Raw genomic sequence first — 18,468 nt, 5'->3', positions numbered from 1 at the left:
CGGGTCTTCGGCATTCACCATCACGCCATCGAAGAACGCATCGACCTGCGGGCGCATCGGTAGCGGCGGGGGGCGGCCCCGCCGGCGGCCCCGGCGGGGCGGGCGCCCCCCCCCCCGCGGGGCCCGCGGGCCCCCCCCCCCCCCACCCACACACGGGCCGGGCGGCGGCGGGCGGCGCGGCGGCCCGCCCCGCCCGCCCCCCCCGCCCCCCCCCCCCCCGCCGCCGGCCGCCCGGCCCCCCCCCCCGGCGGATTGCCAGCGCCTTCCATGACCTCTGCCCGATACCGCGTGAAGGCCACAGCGGCGAAGATCGGGGCACCACCCTTTCCCCGGAACCCGACCGTGTCCCGACGCCTTGCCCGTTCCCTGCTGGCCGCCGCCGTACTGGCCGCGATGCCCGCGCTGTCCTTCGCCGCCGACCGCATCACCGGCCATACCTTCGCCACCCGCTCGGAGGTCATCGCCCCGCATGCCATGGCCGCCACCTCGCAGCCGCTGGCCACCCAGGTCGCGCTGGACGTGATGAAGGCCGGCGGCTCGGCGGTCGACGCCGCCATCGCTGCCAACGCCACCCTCGGCCTGATGGAGCCGACCGGCAACGGCGTGGGCGGCGACCTATTCGCCATCGTCTGGGACCCCAAGACCCAGAAGCTGTACGGCTACAACGGCTCGGGCCGCTCGCCGAAGTCGCTGACCCTGGCCGAGTTCCAGCGCCGCGGCCTGAAGGACATTCCGGCCACCGGCCCGCTGCCGGTCTCGGTGCCCGGCGCGGTCGACGGCTGGTTCGCCCTGCACGAGCGCTTCGGCCGCAAGCCGATGGCCGACAACCTGGCCCCGGCCATCCGCTACGCCCGCGAGGGCCATCCGGTCGCCGAGGTCATCGCCTATTACTGGGACCGCTCGGTGCCGAAGCTGTCCAAGTACCCCGGCTTCAGCGAACAGTTCACGATCAACGGCCACGCCCCGCGCAAGGGCGAGATGTGGAAGAACCCGAACCTGGCCAGCACCCTGCAGCAGATCGCCGACGGCGGACGCGATGCCTTCTACAAGGGCGCCATCGCCCACACCATCGGCGACTACTTCAAGGCCAATGGCGGCTACCTGAGCTACCAGGACATGGCCGACCACCACGGCGAGTGGGTCGAACCGGTCAGCAGCAACTACCGCGGCTACGACGTGTGGGAACTGCCGCCGAACAGCCAGGGCATCGCCGCGCTGCAGATCCTCAACGTGCTGGAAGGCTACGACTTCTCGAAGATCCCATTCGGCTCGCCCGAGCACGTGCACCTGTTCGTCGAAGCGAAGAAGCTGGCCTTCGCCGACCGCGCGCGCTTCTACGCCGACATGGCCTTCCAGCCGGCCCCGGTACAGAAGCTGATTTCCAAGGACTACGCCGCCCAGCGCCGCGCGTTGATCTCGATGGACAAGGCACTGAAGGAAGTGCAGCCGGGCACGCCGAAGCAGCTGGAGGAGGGCGACACGATCTACATGACCGTGGCCGACGCCGACGGCATGATGGTGTCGCTGATCCAGTCCAACTACCGCGGCATGGGCAGCGGCATGGCACCCCCGGGGCTGGGCTTCATCCTGCAGGACCGCGGCGAGATGTTCGTGCTGCAGAAGAACCATCCCAATGGCTACGCACCGGGCAAGCGCCCGTTCCAGACCATCATCCCGGGCTTCATCACCAAGGACGGCAAGCCGTACGCCAGCTTCGGCGTGATGGGCGGCGCGATGCAGCCGCAGGGCCACGCGCAGATCGTGATGAACCTGGTGGACTTCGGTATGAACCTGCAGGAAGCCGGTGATGCACCGCGCATCCAGCACGAGGGCTCGACCGAACCGACCGGCCAGGCGACGGCGATGAGCGATGGCGGTGAAGTGAATCTGGAAACCGGCTTCCCGTACGAGACGGTGCGCGCGCTGATGCGCAAGGGACATCGCATCGTGTTCGCCGACGGCCCGTATGGTGGCTACCAGGCGATCATGCGTGATCCAGAGAGCGGGGTTTACTACGGGGCTTCCGAGAGTCGCAAGGATGGGCAGGCGGCGGGGTACTGAGTTTCCCGGCCAACGGGCTGAGCCCCCTCTGCGGTGGTGGTGGTTTCAGTGATGCCTGGTTATGTGATTGGGCCGGGGGGGGGGGGGGGGTTGGGGGGCCCCCCCCCCCCCCGCTGCTGGGGTTGGCGGGGCGGCCCCCCCCCCACCCCCCCCGCCCCCGCCCAACCAGCAGCAACCCAGAGCCGCTTCTGCTGTGGCCGTTGCCGTTGCCGTTGCCGTTGCATTGAGCAGGTGCAGGGCTGCAAGCCCTGCAAAAACACACTTAATCCTGATCGTGCGCCCGCGCCGCCTCCGCCTGCGTCTCCTCCTGCGCCGCCATCTCCCGCGCAATCCACGCATCGATCATGTGCCGCTGCCGCTGCGCCTGCCGCCGCTCCCGCGTGTACTCCTGGTCCAGCACCCGGTACAGCGACACCATCACCAGCACCATCAACAGCGCGAACGGCAATGCCGCGATCGTGATCATCCCCTGCAGCGCATCCAGGCCGCCGGCCAGCAGCAGCGCACCGGCTATCAGCGCGATGCCCACGCCCCAGGCCAGCTTGCGCTTCAGCGGCGGATCGCCCGCCTCGTCGGTCGACATGCTCGCCAGCACCAGCACCGCCGAATCGGCCGAGGTCACGAAGAAGATCATCAGCAGCACCAGCGCGATGCACGACAGCAGCAACGGCATCGGCATGCTGTCAAACAGGGTGAACAGCACCGTCTCGTAGCCATTGCCCAGCGCCTGCACCAGATCGGCGTGGCCGAAGATCTGCGACCAGATGGCCGTGCCGCCGAATACCGAGAACCAGAAGAAGCCCAGCAGCGTCGGTGCCAGCACCACGCCCACCACGAACTCGCGCACGCTGCGACCGCGCGAGATGCGGGCGATGAACGAACCGACGAAGGGCGCCCAGGAGATCCACCACGCCCAGTAGAAGATCGTCCAGTCGGCCACCCACGTGCTCGACGAGAACGGCGACATGCGCAGGCTCATCGTCACCAGCTGGTTGAGGTAGGAGCCCAGCGTGGTGGTGAAGGTATTGAAGATCGCACCGGTGGGGCCGAGCACCAGCACCAGGGCCAGCAGCAGCGCCGCCAGCGCCAGGTTGAAGTTGGACAGCCATTTGATGCCCTTGTCCACGCCACTGAGCGTGGACGCCATGTACAGCACGAAGGCCACCGCGATGATGGTCAGCTGCAGTGGCACGCCCGCATGCAGCCCGAAGATGCGCTGCACGCCGGCAGCGATCTGGATGGTGCCGAAGCCCAGCGTGGTGGCGACGCCAATGGCGGTGGCGACGACGGCGGCGACGTTCACCACCTTGCCGATCCAGCCGCGATGGTGGCGGCCGATGATCGGCTGCAGCATGTCACTGACCAGGCCACGTCCGTTGCGGTTGAACTGGAACCAGGCCATCGCCAGGCCGATCAGTGCGTAGATCGCCCACGGGTGCAGGCCCCAGTGGAAGAACGCGTACCGCATCGAAGCGCGCGCGGCGTCCATGCTCTGCGGGGCGATGCCTTCCGGTGGCTTGCTGAAATGCGAGATGGGTTCGGCCGCGCCCCAGAACACCAGGCCGATGCCCATGCCGGCGGCGAACAGCATCGACATCCAGCTGGCACGCGAGAACTCGGGTTCGGCATCTTCGCCGCCGATGCGCAGGTTGCCGAAGCGACCGAACGCCAGGTACATCAGGAAGACCAAGGCGAGGAACACGACCAGCAGGTAGAGCCACCCGATGCCGCGGATGAGTTCGCCGAGGATGCTCTGCACGACGCTGTTGAAGGGGCCAGGTGCGACACCGGCGAGCAGCACAAGCAGCAGGACCAGTGCGATGGAAACGCGAAACACCATGAAGGAGCTTCTCCGATCAAGGGATTGAGGGGAGCGAGCCAGAGCTTGCAGCGCGGGCCACGCATGCGGCACCGCATCACGTTACTGAACGGAATGTCATCGTTCCGTTAACGGTGGGTCGGATCCCGTTGCCCAGCAACGGGCTCTGACCCCTGTCCCCACACCTTCGTGCTCTAATGTGCGGCAAGAAGCGGGGGTACCGCGGCCTGGTGGTCGCGGTTGAGATAGTCCCTTGGAACCTGATCCGGCTCATACCGGCGTAGGGAAGCTTTGCAGTGCTGCCGTGCACGGAGTCCGCCCAAGGACCGTCCGGGCGCGGTGCGCAGTGCGCCGCCGCTTCGTCCCTGACCTTTCCTGGACGATGCCCGATGAACGCACAGCTCTCCGCCCTGCAGCAGCAGGCCCAGCAACTCTCCGAATCGGTGACCCAGCCGATTGCAGGTTCGCGCAAGATCCATGTGCCGGGTACGCGCCCCGATGTACGCGTTCCGATGCGCGAAATCGTGCTGTCCCGCACGCCCGCGCTGTTCGGCGGCGGCGAGAACGCGCCGGTCACGGTGTACGACACCTCTGGCCCCTACACCGACCCGGAGGCGCGGATCGATCTCTCCGCAGGTTTGCCGGCGCTGCGCCGCGGCTGGGTCGAGGAGCGCGGCGACACCGAACAGCTCGATGGCCTGAGCTCGGCGTTCGGTCGCGACCGCGAACACGATGCGAAGCTCGACCCCGTGCGTTTCCCCGCGCGCAGCCTGCCACGGCGCGCGCGTGCCGGTGCCAACGTCACCCAGATGCATTACGCACGGCGCGGCATCATCACGCCGGAAATGGAATTCGTCGCCATCCGCGAGAACCAGCGGCTCGAGGCGATCCGCGATGCGGCGCTGCTGCAGCAGCATCCGGGGCAGTCGTTCGGCGCCGCCATCCAGAACATCATCACCCCCGAATTCGTGCGCGATGAAATCGCCCGCGGGCGCGCGGTGCTGCCCAACAACATCAACCATCCGGAAAGCGAGCCGATGATCATCGGCCGCAACTTCCTCACCAAGATCAACGCCAACATTGGCAACAGCGCGGTGTCCTCGGGCATTGCCGAGGAAGTGGAGAAACTTGTGTGGGCCATCCGCTGGGGCGGCGACACCGTGATGGACCTGTCCACCGGCAAGCACATCCACGAAACGCGCGAGTGGATCATCCGCAACTCGCCGGTGGCGATCGGCACCGTGCCGATCTACCAGGCGCTGGAGAAGGTCGACGGCCGCGCCGAAGCGCTGACCTGGGAAATCTTCCGCGACACGCTGATCGAACAGGCCGAGCAGGGCGTGGACTACTTCACCATCCATGCCGGCGTGCTGCAGCGCTATGTGCCGCTTACCGCAAAGCGTGTCACCGGCATCGTCAGCCGTGGCGGCTCGATCATGGCCAAGTGGTGCCTGGCACACCGCAAGGAGAACTTCCTCTACACGCATTTCGAAGACATCTGCGAAATCATGAAGGCCTACGACGTGACCTTCTCGCTGGGGGATGGCCTGCGCCCGGGCTGCATCGCCGATGCCAACGACGCGGCGCAGTTCGGTGAGCTGGAAACGCTGGGCGAACTGACGAAGATCGCCTGGCAGCATGACGTGCAGACCATGATCGAAGGGCCCGGCCACGTGCCGATGCAGCTGATCAAGGAAAACATGGACAAGCAGCTGCACGAATGTGGCGAAGCGCCGTTCTACACGCTGGGGCCGCTGACCACCGACATCGCACCGGGCTACGACCACATCACCAGTGCCATCGGCGCGGCAATGATCGGCTGGTTCGGTACGGCCATGCTCTGCTACGTCACGCCGAAGGAACACCTGGGCCTGCCCAACCGGCAGGATGTGCGCGACGGCATCATGGCCTACCGCATCGCCGCGCACGCGGCAGACCTGGCCAAGGGCCATCCGGGTGCGCAGGTGCGCGACAACGCGTTGAGCAAGGCGCGCTTCGAGTTCCGCTGGGAAGACCAGTTCCACCTCGGGCTGGATCCGGAAAAAGCCAAGGCGTTCCATGACGAGACGCTGCCGAAGGATGCGCACAAGCAGGCGCACTTCTGTTCGATGTGCGGTCCGAACTTCTGTTCGATGAAAATCACCCAGGATGTGCGTGACCATGCCGAAGCGGGGTGGCAGCGGTAGCGCCCGGCGCTACCACCACGCATCCACGCTGCACCGGCTATCCTCGCGCCACCACACAGGGAAGCACGCCATGCCCGTTGCCATCACCACCCGCTGGCTGGCCATCGCCCGCCGTCATCCGTCGGCCTGGCTGCTGGGCGCACAACTGATCGCGGTGATGTTGTATCCGGCACTGGATGACACCGCAGGCGGGCGCGCCGCGTTGGGTGTGTTCGGCATGGCGGTGCTGGGGCTTGCGCTGTGGGTGGTGCAGCGCAGCCCATTGGGAACGTGGCTGGCGCTGCTGCTGGCGATCCCGTCGGTGGTGTTTTCCATTGCCGCGGCACTGCTGGACCGGCCCGCGCTCGGAACCACGGCGCAGCTGCTGGAAAGCCTGCTGTATTTCTATACGGCAGGCGCGCTGATCGCCTACATGCTGCAGGACCATAAGGTCACCCGCGATGAACTGTTTGCCGTTGGTGCTACGTTCACGTTGCTCGCGTGGGGATTCGCGTTCGCATTTGCGGTCTGCCAGCAGTGGTATCCGGGCAGTTTCCAGGGCAGTGGAGAGGGTCCGCAGCGCAGCTGGATGGAACTGCTTTATCTGAGCTTCAGCTTGCTGTCCGGGGTGGGGCTCAGCGACGTCGTTCCGCTGCATCCACAGGCACGCGCATTGGTCATGCTGGAGCAGTTTTCCGGTGTTATGTACGTCGCTCTGGTGGTTTCGCGACTGGTCGGATTGACCATGATCCGGCGTCTCTGAAAATGAACCCCAGATAAAAATTTCGCGCCCAAAGGGGCGCGAATGATGTTGCTGCTTATGTGAATGCGTCGGCGAGAGAGGGCCTGATGTCCACCACGCATAGGCGAGGTAACCTGCATAGGCTAATATTCGCGCGCTTCGTTTTTTTTGCGGTATGCGCCGATGCTTTTTGCGGAATCTGGCTTCTCGCTGTGCCTCGGACGGAATCGTGTCGATTGGCAGTTGCCTCCGTGGCCCGTTTCAGACCTTTAGCAACACATGACCAGCGAAACCCAGCCGCCTGAAGCCGACCGCATACGGATCGGCGATTGCACCGTGACGTTGTCCTCGCGCGAGGTTGACGTCGTGGGTGCGCGTCGCCCGCGCCGGCTCACGCCGAAAGCGCTGGGCGTGCTGCGCGTGCTGCTGCGGCAACCGGGTCGCGTGGTCACCCGCGAAGAACTGTTCGCGGAAGTGTGGCCGGATACGCTGCCGACCAATGATGTGCTGACCCAGGCCGTGACGCAGCTGCGCAAGGCGTTCAGCACCGACCAGGACAACGGCCAGACCTACATCGAAACCATCGCCAAGACCGGCTATCGATTGCTGGTGCCGGTGCAGGTGCTGGCCGATGCCGTGCCTGAAGGTGCGGAGGACGCGGCATCGCCCGAAGCGCTGGCCGTTGATGAACCCATGGCGGTGCTGCAGCCGGCAGCGAATGCGGCGGCGCGCCGTCGCTGGCGCTACTGGCGTCGTCGCCTGCTGCTGGCACTGGGCGTGGCGATGCTGCTCGCGTTGCTGGTGCTGACGGTCCTGCTGGTGCGGCGTCCGTCGCCGGTGAGCTCGCCGGTGGATGCGGCGGTGGAAGATGGCACCCGCGTGATCGGCAGCCCCGAACGCCCGTATCGCCTGATCACCGCGACCGCCGGTTTCGAGACCTATCCCACGTTGTCGCCGGACGGTTCGCAGGTTGCCTATGAAGGCGCGAACGAGGACGGCAAGGGCGGCAACGCGATCAAGGTGCAGACCTCGGGCAACGCGCCGGCACGCCAGCTGCTGTCGCCGCCGGAAGGCGCCAACGATCGTTTCCCGACCTGGTCACCGGATGGCCGCGAGATTGCCTTTGCACGCTTTGGTGCCAACGGCAGCTGCCAGGTGCTGGTGGCCAGTGCCACCGGCGGCGCGTTGCGCCAGGCCACGCGCTGCGATGGCACCGAACTGCTGAGCTTCGACTGGACGCCGGACGGCCGTGGCCTGGTGTTCGGCAGCATGGTAGGCCGCTACGCCCATCGCGGCATCCGTGTGCTGGATCTGCCCACCGGGCAGTGGCGGGCGATCGACTACGCGGTGGACGAGGACGATTTCGACTATGCGCCGCGCTATTCGCCCGATGGCCGCTGGCTGGTGTTCGTGCGCAACCCGCAGTTGGGCGATCTGTGGCGCGTGCCGGCTGCGGGCGGCACGCCCGAACAGCTGACCAATGAATCGGCCGAGCTGCGTGGCTGGGCCTGGCTCGGCGATGGCCGCACCATCGTGTTCGGCCGCCGCGTCGACAGCGAAGCCCGTCTGTACTACCTGGACGTGGCACGACGCACCTTGCGTGATGCCGGCCTGGATGATGCGCAGTGGCCGGCGGTGTCGCGCCGCGGCGACATGCTCGCCTTCGTGCACCGGCGCGCCCAGTTCGGCGTGTTCAGGATGTCGGCGACCGGTGGCAGCGAGCGCCTGTTTGCCTCCAGCGGTCGTGACGCCCAGCCGATGCTGGCGCCCGATGGCCACCAGCTGGTCTTCAGTTCCGACCGCTCCGGCAGCTTCGCGCTGTGGTGGGCCGACCTGCAGCGACCCGATTCGTTGCGGCCGATCGAGGGGCTGCGCCCGGAAGCGCGGCAGGCCCCGGACTGGTCGGAGGACAGCCGCCAGGTGCTGGTGGTGGGCCGCGATGATCACGGCAACGCGGTGGTCTATGAGATCGCGCCCCGCGACGAGCGATTGCAGCTGCTTCCGGTGCCGGTCGAGCAACCCCTGCAGGTGCTGTACGGGGCGAACCCGGACCAGCTGCTGGTGCTCGAGCGCGACGCGGACCAGCACACCCGCCTGAGCCTGTTCGACCGCAGCAGCCAGCCGTGGCGGCGCCTGGCCAGCGTGGAAGGCGTCTCCCAGGCGCGTTTCGACCGCAGCGGCGGGCGGGTGGTGTTCACCCGGTTGGCGGCCAGCGGGCTGTGGTCGATCGATCCGGCCCTGGACCAGGCCAGTGTCCAGCAGATCAGCCAGGACCGGCCCAGCCGCTGGCGCTACCGGACCTGGACCGTGGCCGGGCAGGGCGGCGTGGATTACCTCGGTACCAGCAATGCCTGCGCCACCACCCTGGTGCGCCTGCGCGGCAATCACGAGGAGCCGGAGCGCTGCCTGGATGCGCAGCGGCTCAGTGCCGGCAACGGCCTGAGCGCCAGCGCCGATGGAAACGACCTGTATCTGGCCCTGGCGGTCACCGACGGGGCGGACATCGGCGTCATGCACCTGCCCAAGGCGGCGCCGTCGCTGTTCCCTGCCTTCAGCAAGTTGTTGATCTTCAACGACAATGGGCCTTCGTAATTTCTTCGTGACGCTGTCGTCGCGAATTCGTGGCGATCTCGTCAGACTTTCCTGACGCGGAAGCACCTGATTGGGCAAAACGGAGGCCTGTACTTGGCAAATCCGTGGTGCCCACATGCGTCAACTTTCCCTGGCCGATCGCGGCCAAACCGTGTCCCTCGACAAGGCCGTCGACGATGTAGCCCCGACCTGCCTGGGCGTTGCCCGCCTGGGCAGCCTGCAGACCGCCGGCGTCAACTTCACCGTCTGGATGCAGGTGCGTGGCACCTCCTGGGTGGAAGCGAAGGAAGGCCGGTTCCGGCTGCGCCAGGGTGAGTGGATCGCGTTCGAGAAGGAATCGCGCCCGCTGGTGCAGGCCGGCCGCAATGGCCTGTGCGTGGGCCTGAGCCTGAATCCGGAGGCGCTGCGGGTGCTGGCCGAGCTGGCCGACTGCGGTCTGTACGCCGGCCGTGGCCGGATGAGCCGCAGCGACGCCCGCGTCGGCCTGCGCCTGTGGCGTGAGGCACTGGCCAATGGCCTGCCGGCGCCGTCGCTGCGTCCGCTGCTGCTGCACCTGGCCGGCCTGCAGCGCAGCCTGGCGGACAACGTGCAGCGCTGCCCGGGCCGCTCGCGCAGCCGCAAGCGCCAGGTGTTCGGTCGCATGCAGCGCGCCCGCCTGTACCTGGAAGGCAACAGTCACCGCGTGGTGCGCATCGGCGAACTGGCCGAGCTGACCAACTTCTCCAGCTGGTATCTCTCCAAGACCTTCCAGAGCCTGTACGAGGAAAGCCCGCAGTCGCTGTCGGCACGCCTGCGGCTGGAGCGTGCGGCGGATCTGCTGCGCGACACCGACATGATGGTCGGCGAAGTGGCTGCGGCCAGTGGCTTCGACAACTGCTGCAGCTTCGCCCGTGCCTTCCGTGCGCGCTATGGCACCTCCGCTTCGCGTTTTCGTGAAAACGGCGCGAAGCTTCCGCCACAATCGGCAAAGTCTCCGGGTGTGTCGCGCAAATACAGCGCTGCAACGCAATCGTAACGTGCAGGGGTGTTTTAACACGCTGCTAACACGTACCTTGGAGAGATTGATGAACTTCCGTAATCCCGCAGTGCGGCTCGGCCTCCTGCCGGCCGGCATTGCGCTGGCGCTGACGCCGGCGTTTGCTTCCGCTCAGGAAGCGGCTTCTGGCACCACCGACCTCGATCGTATTTCGGTCACCGGTTCGCGCATCCGCGGCGCCGCCATGGAGACCCAGCAGCCGATCCTGACGATGACCCGTGAAAGCCTGGAAAAGCAGGGCTTCTCGAGCGTCGCTGACGTGCTGAACAACCTGACCTCGGCGGGTTCGCCGGCAATCTCGCGTTCGGAGTCCCTGGCTTCGGGCGAAAACGTCGGCGGCTACTACGTCGACATCCGCAACCTGGGCGCCGAGCGCACCCTGGTGCTGATGAACGGCAAGCGCCTGGGCGCGACCACCTCGGGTCTGCAGGACCTGAGCCAGATCCCGATGTCGGCCGTTGAGCGCATCGAGATCCTGAAGGACGGCGCCTCCTCGATCTACGGTTCGGATGCCATCGCCGGCGTCGTGAACGTGATCACCCGCAAGAACTTCGACGGTGGCGAAGCCCAGGTCTACGTTGGCCAGTACGGCAACGGCGACGGCGACACCGAAACCTACTCGATGACCCTTGGTGCCCGCGGTGAGCGTGGCAGCCTGACCCTGTCGGCCGAGTACAACAAGCAGGATCCGGTGTGGGCCAAGGACCGTTGGTACAGCCGCGATGGCGCGCTGGGTCCGAACTCGACCTCGGGTGACTGGAGCCCGATCAGCCAGAACGGCAGCTGGTGCAACCCGACCCTGTACAACTGCGGTAGCAAGGATGCGGTGTGGCAGACCCTGAACCAGGGCGGCAACCCGAAGAACGCAGCTGACTACCACGAGCTCACCGAAGACGAGTACGCCAACTCCAACGAGCAGATGACCCTGCTGACCGGTGTCAAGCGCAAGTCCGTCTACATCAACGGCACCTACGACTTCACCGATTCGATCAGCCTGAACACCGACCTGCTCTACAACGAGCGTCAGACGTTCCAGCAGATCGCCGGCTACCCGTACCAGTCCGCTGCCAGCAACATCAACACCCCGCTGAGCGGCAGCAGCGTCTTCAACCCGGTGCCGGGCCAGGAAGTCAGCTTCCGCCGTCGCCTGTGGGAAGTGCCGCGCACCACCGACAGCCAGCTGAAGACCCTGCGCTTTGCGCCGACCGTCAGCGGCTACTTCGACTTCGCCGGCAAGACCTTCGATTGGGACGTCGGCGCGCTGTGGAACCGCAACGAGTCGATCAAGACCAACCGCGGTGACATGAGCCTGATCGCCGCCAAGCAGGCGCTGGGCCCGTCCTTTATCAACGGTGACGGCGTGGCACAGTGCGGTACCGCTGCCAGCCCGATCGCGCTGGGTGACTGCCGCCCGTGGAACCCGCTGCTGCCTTACGGCGTGGACGGCCAGGGTTCGCTGGCGAACCAGGAGCTGCAGGACTTCCTGTTCCCGACCTTCACCACCCGCGGCATCACCAAGACCACCAGCTTCACCGCCAACCTGGCCGGTTCCATCGTGACCCTGCCGGCCGGTGACCTGGGCTTCGCCCTGGGTGTCGAGCACCGCAAGGAAGAAGGCAGCTACGTGCCGGACGCCTTCGCGCAGTCGGGCCAGTCCACCGGCCTGGGCCAGAAGCCGACCCGCGGTGAGTACGATCTGAACGAGGTCTACCTCGAACTGAACGTGCCGCTGCTGGCCGACGTCGCCTTCGCCAAGGAACTGACCCTGAACGTTGCCAGCCGTTATTCGGACTACAGCAACTTCGGTGGCACCACCAACAGCAAGTTCGGCCTGACCTGGCGTCCGATGGATGGCCTGCTGGTCCGCGGCACCTACGCCGAGGGCTTCCGTGCTCCGACCATCAACGATCTGTACGGTGGCCTGAGCTCGAGCTTCGAGTCGTACATCGATCCCTGCGGTGTCTCCGCACCGGGTTCGGTCAACGGCAACGGCCCGTGCACCGCCGCCGGCGTGCCGGTCGGTTACACCCAGGTCGGCCAGGGTGGCAAGGTCTGCTCGACCCTGCCGTGCCAGTCGGGTGACCAGTTCATCTCGGGTGCCAACCCGAACCTGAAGCCGGAAACCTCGAAGAGCACCACCTTCGGCCTGGTGTGGAGCCCGCAGTTCGTGCAGGGCCTGGACCTGTCGCTGGATTGGTACAAGTACGAAATCAGCGACATGATCATCGCTGACAGCGTCGACCGCATCCTGCGCGACTGCTACGTGCTGGGCAACTCGGCCCGTTGTGCGGACGTTGTCCGTGCCGACGACGGCCACGTCAGCGCCATCACCTACGGCACCGCCAACCTCGGCAAGATGGAAACCGAAGGTTACGATCTGGGCGTGAAGTACCGTCTGCCGGAACTGGCCATCGGTCAGTTCAACATCGACTGGACCACCAGCTACACGGCCAAGTACGACGAGCAGGGCCAGAACAGCGACGGCGACAACATCATGATCGGTCGCGTCGGTGAACCCGGCCTGTTCCGCGTGCGTTCGAACCTCGGTGTCAACTGGCAGTACGGCGATTTCGGCGTGAACTACACCGCTCGCTACTACTCCGGCATGAAGGAAGGCTGCATCGACACCGGCGAGTTCTGGTGCAATGCGCCGAACCACTACGCCAACGGCGAAGCTGATCCGCTGCGCAAGACCGGCTCCAACACCTTCCACGACCTGCAGGTCAGCTGGAAGGCACCGTGGGATGCCACCATCGCCCTGGGCGCCAACAACGTGTTCGATCACAAGGGTCCGCTGATGTACTCGGCCCCGAACTCGGCGTTCGCCTACTACGGTGGCTTCGACGTGGGTCGCTTCCTGTACATGAAGTACACCCAGCGCTTCTGATCCATCGAAGCGTCGCTACACGCAACACGGGAGGGCGGACCGAAAGGTCCGCCCTCTTTTCGTTTGCGCATGGGGTTTTTCTGAATCTGCAGTAGGGGAAATCCCAACAGACCCGGAGAGAGCAGTGAGTCACGGTCTCGTGCTGTCGCGATCAGCACAGTCAGGCCTGTCCAATGACGGACGCTTGGAGATGGCCATGAAGTCGACGCTCATCTGCAAGATCTCGGCCGCGGTCCTGATGTACGCCACCCTGGTCGGCGCCGTTTCGGCGCAGAACACCATCATCATCTGTGGCGGTGGCGTGTACTGCACCCAGGTCCGCCAGGAGTGCCTGGCGGCCGGCGGCAAGGAATGGTTCTGTGAGGCGCAGTGGCGCCGCTGCGTCATCGACGCCTGCCCGCAGCGCTGATCCGCCGATGGCGCGCCCAACCGGGCGCGCCATCGATCTGCCGCGAGGGCAGGATCAGACTTCCGTGGGTACCAGCCCCATCAGGCTGTTGGCATGCTCGCGCCACTGCGGCAGCTTGTTCAGCACGCCGGCACGCTGCAGGTAGTCCTCGTCCACCGGGTCGCCGTTGACCAGCGCCAGCGCCACGTGCACCGCACCGGTCACCCAGAAGCTGCGCGTGTTGGCGCGCTGCGGCTGCAGGTGGAAGGCCACCGCTTCGATGATCGGCATCGGCAGGCCCCACAGGCCCAGCAGGTAGGCACCGGCTTCGGCATGGCCCGGGCGCGGATCGTCGGCCAGCGCCGGTTCACTGCGCTCGTTGCGCACGCCCGGCAGCAGCAGGCCGATATCGGCGAGCAGGGCGGCGGTCGCACCCAGCTCCGCGCTGGATTCGGGCAGCAGGCGCGCGGCCAGGCGCGAGGCCATCAGCGCACGCTGCTGCAGCGAATTGCGCTCTGCAGCCGATAGCGTCGGCGCGGAAAAGACTTCGCTGGCCAGCACCAAGTCGCGCAGCGTGGCCAGGCCCAGGCGGGTCACCGCGGTGCGCAGGTCGGCAATGGTGCGGCCCTGGCTGAAGAACGCCGAATTGGACAGTTGCAGCACCTTGGCCGCGATCGCCGGATCGGCGGCCACCAGCTTGGCCACGTCTGCACTGTCGGTGTCGTCGTCATGCTCCAGCGCCTGGGTCAGGCTCAGGTACAGGTGCGGCGGCGAGGGCAGCTTCTCGATACGGCCGATGGCATCGCGCAGGCGCGGGCTGTCGAGCACTTCGCGCAGTTCTTCCAGGCTGGTCAGTGCTTCCAGCAGCACTTCCGGCGCCAGCGGCAGCGGCAGGAAGCGGTGGGCCACGCCGATCAGGCGCGCCGGCGGCGGCCGGTTGCCGTGCTGGGCATCGACCAGTGCGATACGGATGGTTTCAGGCCGCAGCGTGCGGATCTGACCGAGCAACGTGGTTGCATTGAGGTCGGGCAGCTGCGGGCAGACGATCACCGCATCCACGCCCTGCGCTGCCACCGCAGACATCGCAGTGTGGCCATCGAAGGCGGTCAGCGGCTGCCATTCTTCCCCAAGATCGGCAATGAACTCGCTCAGCTCAGCCGGCAGGCTGGCTGAATCCCCAACTAGCAGAATACGCACGACACATTCCCCTGGCTGTCTCGACGGCGCGCGCCGATGACGTGTGAAGTGACGCAATTTACCTAATACGGCGCCAACAGTGATGGGCCGCAGTGTTGAAACGTGACCAGCATCGCTCCGGCGAGTGGCACCGGAGCGATCCTGTTCAGACTCAGGCCTTGCTGTCGAGGTGGCGCTGGTGCGCCTCGATCAGGATCTGCTTGGCCTCGGCCGCGCCACCCCAACCGTCCAGCTTGACCCACTTGCCCTTTTCCAGGTCCTTGTAGTGCTCGAAGAAGTGGCCGATGCGCTCCAGCCAGTGGCTGGACACCTGGGCGATGTCTTCGACGTGGGCGTAGCCGCTGAAGATCTTCGAGACCGGCACGGCCAGGATCTTCTCGTCGCTGCCAGCCTCATCGCTCATCTTCAGCACGCCGACCGGACGGCAGCGCACGACCGAACCCGGGACCAGCGGCAGCGGCAGCACCACCAGCACGTCGGCCGGGTCGCCATCGCCACACAGGGTGCTCGGCACGTAGCCGTAGTTGCACGGGTAGCGCATCGGGGTCGACAGGATGCGGTCGACGAAGATCGCGCCGGTTTCCTTGTCCACTTCGTACTTCACCGGCTCCGAGTCCTTCGGGATCTCGATGATGACGTTGATTTCTTCCGGCGGGTTCTTGCCGGGCGAGACGAGTTCCAGACCCATGGTGTGCTCCAGGTGGGGGATGTGGACGGATAGCCCACCATTTTATGCCTTTGCCGGGCGCTGTGCAGGGTAGGGCGGGGCCGACCTTCGTAGTGGGCGCCGGAGGAGGCACTGGGGCGGGGTTTCCCGATGGGGGGCGGAGCGTGGGGCGGCGCAGGCTGGAGCCTCATTCCCGAGGAGCACCGCCATGACCTGGATACGCTGCTGTGGCCTTGCCGTACTGCTGTCCGTCGCCCCGCCGGCGGTGGCCGGCAGCCACGTCGACCTGGTCGATTTCCCCACCAGTGAAGCCAACTGGGACCGCTTCTACGACCTGCAAGCCTCTCTGATGCATGGGTTTGACCGTATCTGTGCCGACACGATCTGCGAGGGCGACTACAGCAATTACCGGGTGATGCAGGTGCGCTGTGCCGTGCAGCGGCTGGCCGGGGTGGTGACCGGATGCGCCTGGGTGATCGCCGCCAGCGAGCTGCGCGTGCAGCCCGCCACCGGCGAGGTGCAGGTGGACAACGGCCGCTGGGTCTGCCCGGTCGACCTGCTGCCCGGGGTGCCGGTGGAGCAGTTCCATGCGGTGCTGTCAGGCCCGGACGGGGTGGAGGCGTCCTTCCCTGGCCTGGGCCGGGGTCTGTTTGACGGTCTGCTGGGGTGTCTGCAGGGGCAGGGCAACGCTGGGAGGCAGGGATGATGCGCGCGCCACGAATCATGATGGGTCTGCTTCTGAGCCTGGCCAGCCTGCCCGCTCTCGCCGCTGACCGCTACGTCGACGCGCGCCTCTACCCGGACGCGGCCAGCGGCTGGGCGCGCTTCCACAGCGTCGAGCGCGCGCTGGTGGCCGGCTTCGATGACGTCTGCGGCGACACCTTCTGCGAAGGCGAGTATTACAACCTGCAGGCGATGCGCCTGCGCTGCGCGGTCCAGCGGGCCACTGGTCAGGTGGCCGGTTGCATGTGGACCTTTGCCGGCAGCAACAGCTCGGTGCTGGACGACGGACACATCGATGTCGACCTGCGGAGCTATGCCTGCGCGTTGCCGCTGGCTGCGGGCACGCCGCTGGAGAGCCTGCTGCAGGCGCTGGAAGCGGTGCCTCCACGGGATGCCATCGATGTGCCATTGCCCGGCACCTCGACCAGTGTCTACGACGGCCTGACCGACTGCCTGTGAGGTGGTCAGTCATATCCAAACGTGACTGATTCGCATTTACGGGGTAGCATGCGCGCCGCCCCCGTCCGCCCCCTCGCGCATGCCTTCCAATGCCGCCACGCTCACCGAACTGCTGATCCGCGAACGGCCGGCGCTGCTGCGCCGTGTGCAGCGCATCCTGGGCGGCGACAGTGGTGCCGAGGACGTGATCCAGGCGGTCTGGTTCAAGGCCCGTGGCGTCGACAACCAGCAGAACATCGACAACCCGCGGGCCTACCTGTACCGCCTGGCGATCAACCTGGCCACCGACCATGGCCGCGAGTCGACGCGGCGCAACCGGCTGCTGGCCGAGCATTACCTGTGGGAGGAGGAGGACGAAGTCTCCACCGAGGAGCAGGTGATGGCCCAGGATGAGCTGCAGCGGGTGCTGGACGCAGCCGGGCACCTGCCCGAGCCGACCCGCAGCATCTTCCGGCTCAACCGGCTGCAGGGCCTCACCCAGGCCGAGATCGCGCGCCGGCTGGGTGTCTCGGTGACCACCGTGGAGAACCACGTACGCAGCGCCCTGGCGCGGTTGGCCTGGGCCCGCGAGGGCCGATGATCGATCGCCCTTGGGGCCCGCTGCGCTTCACACGTCTTGATCCATGGGCCGCACTGCGGTCCCGTCCTTTCCACCGCGCCTGACCGCGACCGCCTGCCAGCCGATGAGCCCGCATTTCCCTTCCAGCGCCCGCGCAGACGACCCCGTGGCCGAACAGGCCCGGGACTGGATCGCGTTCCTGGCCTCCGGCGAGCACAGCGATGCGCGCATGCGGGACTTCGAGGCATGGCTGGCACAGCCGGGGCATCGCCGTGCCTTTGAGCACGAGCGGCGCCTGTGGCGCAGCCTTGCGCCGGCACCGGTGGCATCGGTCGCCGCCACGCCTCATTCGCCGCTCCGCGCGCGTGCGCGTCCCCGCCAGCTTCGCCTGCACTGGGCGGCCGCCGCCGCGGCGGCCGTGGCACTGCTGGTGACCGCCCCCGAAGCATGGCTGTGTCTACAGGCCGACCATCGCAGCAACCACCAGGTGCAGGCGGTGCAGTTGCCCGATGGCAGCCGCGCGGTGCTCGATGCCGACAGCGCCATCGCCGTGCACTTCGATGCACACGCGCGCCGCATCGAGCTGCTGCAGGGGCGTGCCTGGTTCGAGGTGACGACCGATGCGCAGCGACGCTTCAGCGTGGCCGCCGGCAACGGCGTGGTCGAAGACATCTCTACCGCGTTCACCGTGGCCCGCCTCGACGACTCGGTGGAAACCGAAGTGGGGCAGGGCCGTGTGCGCGTGGCCAATCCGGTGGATGGCGGCTGGACCTACCTGCAGGTAGGGCAGCGCGCGAGCTACAACGCGCACAGCGGGGTGACCCGCCTGGCCGACGTGGCGGCCGACCGCGTCGGCGCCTGGCGCCAGCGCGAGCTGCTGCTGGACGAGACCGCCGTGGCCGAGGCCGTGCAGGAAGTGGGGCGCTATCGCCGTGGCCCGACGTTCGTGCGCGGTGATCTGTCGCGCCTGCCGGCGGTCAGCGCGGCGCTGCGCATCGACCAGCCGGAACAGGCACTCGACGCGCTGGCCGCGACCGCCGGCCTGCAGGTCACCCGCCTGCCGTTGGGCGTGGCCATCGTCCACCGGTAGATCCACGCCATGCGTGGATGAATCGCTAGATCCACGCCTCGCGTGGATGAATTCCCCTTGGGGTTCCACCCACCCGATTCGTC

Annotated in this window: 14 protein-coding genes and 1 riboswitch; of the genes, 11 read left to right on the top strand and 3 right to left on the bottom strand. The window is 66.9% G+C overall.

Annotated features, from left to right (window positions below; all coding sequences use genetic code 11):
* The first annotated feature begins 342 nt into the window (after positions 1–342).
* Positions 343–2,061: a gamma-glutamyltransferase gene (gene ggt, locus ACVOK1_RS01375; RefSeq protein WP_481560831.1), complete on the top strand. Its 1,719-nt coding sequence runs from the start codon at positions 343–345 to the stop codon at positions 2,059–2,061.
* 262 nt (positions 2,062–2,323) lie between these two features.
* On the opposite strand, the gene ACVOK1_RS01370 is transcribed toward ggt, so the two are convergent.
* Complete coding sequence (locus tag ACVOK1_RS01370) at positions 2,324–3,901, bottom strand: BCCT family transporter (protein WP_481560830.1); 1,578 nt, start codon at positions 3,899–3,901, stop codon at positions 2,324–2,326.
* Between the two features lie 182 nt (positions 3,902–4,083).
* Positions 4,084–4,185, top strand: a riboswitch (TPP riboswitch).
* 84 nt (positions 4,186–4,269) lie between these two features.
* Here ACVOK1_RS01370 and thiC point away from each other — a divergent pair.
* The 6 genes from thiC (at position 4,270) to ACVOK1_RS01340 (ending at position 13,711) form a co-directional block, all read left to right on the top strand.
* Entirely contained in the window at positions 4,270–6,066 is a 1,797-nt protein-coding gene (thiC, locus tag ACVOK1_RS01365) for a phosphomethylpyrimidine synthase ThiC (RefSeq protein ID WP_481560828.1), read from the top strand.
* Between the two features lie 70 nt (positions 6,067–6,136).
* Positions 6,137–6,808, top strand: coding sequence for an ion channel (locus ACVOK1_RS01360; RefSeq protein ID WP_200752105.1), 672 nt, complete (start codon positions 6,137–6,139; stop codon positions 6,806–6,808).
* Positions 6,809–7,066: 258 nt separating this feature from the next.
* Entirely contained in the window at positions 7,067–9,379 is a 2,313-nt protein-coding gene (locus ACVOK1_RS01355) for a winged helix-turn-helix domain-containing protein (protein WP_481560827.1), read from the top strand.
* Between the two features lie 115 nt (positions 9,380–9,494).
* On the top strand, positions 9,495–10,394 hold the full coding sequence (locus ACVOK1_RS01350) for a helix-turn-helix domain-containing protein (RefSeq protein ID WP_200752103.1): 900 nt from the start codon (positions 9,495–9,497) through the stop codon (positions 10,392–10,394).
* Between the two features lie 49 nt (positions 10,395–10,443).
* Entirely contained in the window at positions 10,444–13,302 is a 2,859-nt protein-coding gene (locus ACVOK1_RS01345) for a TonB-dependent receptor (protein ID WP_481560825.1), read from the top strand.
* A 196-nt stretch (positions 13,303–13,498) separates the two neighbouring features.
* Positions 13,499–13,711, top strand: a complete 213-nt coding sequence (locus ACVOK1_RS01340; protein ID WP_481560824.1) for a hypothetical protein — start codon at positions 13,499–13,501, stop codon at positions 13,709–13,711.
* A gap of 54 nt (positions 13,712–13,765) precedes the next feature.
* On the opposite strand, the gene ACVOK1_RS01335 is transcribed toward ACVOK1_RS01340, so the two are convergent.
* Together ACVOK1_RS01335 and ppa are read right to left on the bottom strand one after the other, a co-directional pair.
* Positions 13,766–14,887 (bottom strand): HDOD domain-containing protein, encoded by a 1,122-nt coding sequence (locus tag ACVOK1_RS01335; protein ID WP_481560823.1) that lies wholly within the window; start codon positions 14,885–14,887, stop codon positions 13,766–13,768.
* Between the two features lie 151 nt (positions 14,888–15,038).
* Positions 15,039–15,575, bottom strand: coding sequence for an inorganic diphosphatase (gene ppa, locus ACVOK1_RS01330; RefSeq protein ID WP_005410935.1), 537 nt, complete (start codon positions 15,573–15,575; stop codon positions 15,039–15,041).
* Between the two features lie 187 nt (positions 15,576–15,762).
* Here ppa and ACVOK1_RS01325 point away from each other — a divergent pair, with 187 nt between their 5' ends.
* From ACVOK1_RS01325 to ACVOK1_RS01310, 4 genes are all read left to right on the top strand, one after another.
* Positions 15,763–16,260, top strand: a complete 498-nt coding sequence (locus tag ACVOK1_RS01325) for a hypothetical protein (protein WP_481560822.1) — start codon at positions 15,763–15,765, stop codon at positions 16,258–16,260.
* A 20-nt stretch (positions 16,261–16,280) separates the two neighbouring features.
* Positions 16,281–16,736: a hypothetical protein gene (locus ACVOK1_RS01320; RefSeq protein ID WP_481560820.1), complete on the top strand. Its 456-nt coding sequence runs from the start codon at positions 16,281–16,283 to the stop codon at positions 16,734–16,736.
* A gap of 79 nt (positions 16,737–16,815) precedes the next feature.
* The gene (locus tag ACVOK1_RS01315) at positions 16,816–17,316 is read left to right on the top strand and encodes an RNA polymerase sigma factor (RefSeq protein WP_481560819.1); all 501 of its coding nucleotides are present in this window, start codon (positions 16,816–16,818) and stop codon (positions 17,314–17,316) included.
* Positions 17,317–17,419: 103 nt separating this feature from the next.
* Positions 17,420–18,385: a FecR family protein gene (locus tag ACVOK1_RS01310; protein ID WP_481560818.1), complete on the top strand. Its 966-nt coding sequence runs from the start codon at positions 17,420–17,422 to the stop codon at positions 18,383–18,385.
* Positions 18,386–18,468 lie beyond the last annotated feature (83 nt).

Source organism: Stenotrophomonas sp. STEN087 (genome assembly GCF_056759115.1).
The sequence above is the reverse complement of the archived record's forward strand: the minus strand, read 5'-3'. Positions and strand labels throughout refer to the sequence as shown.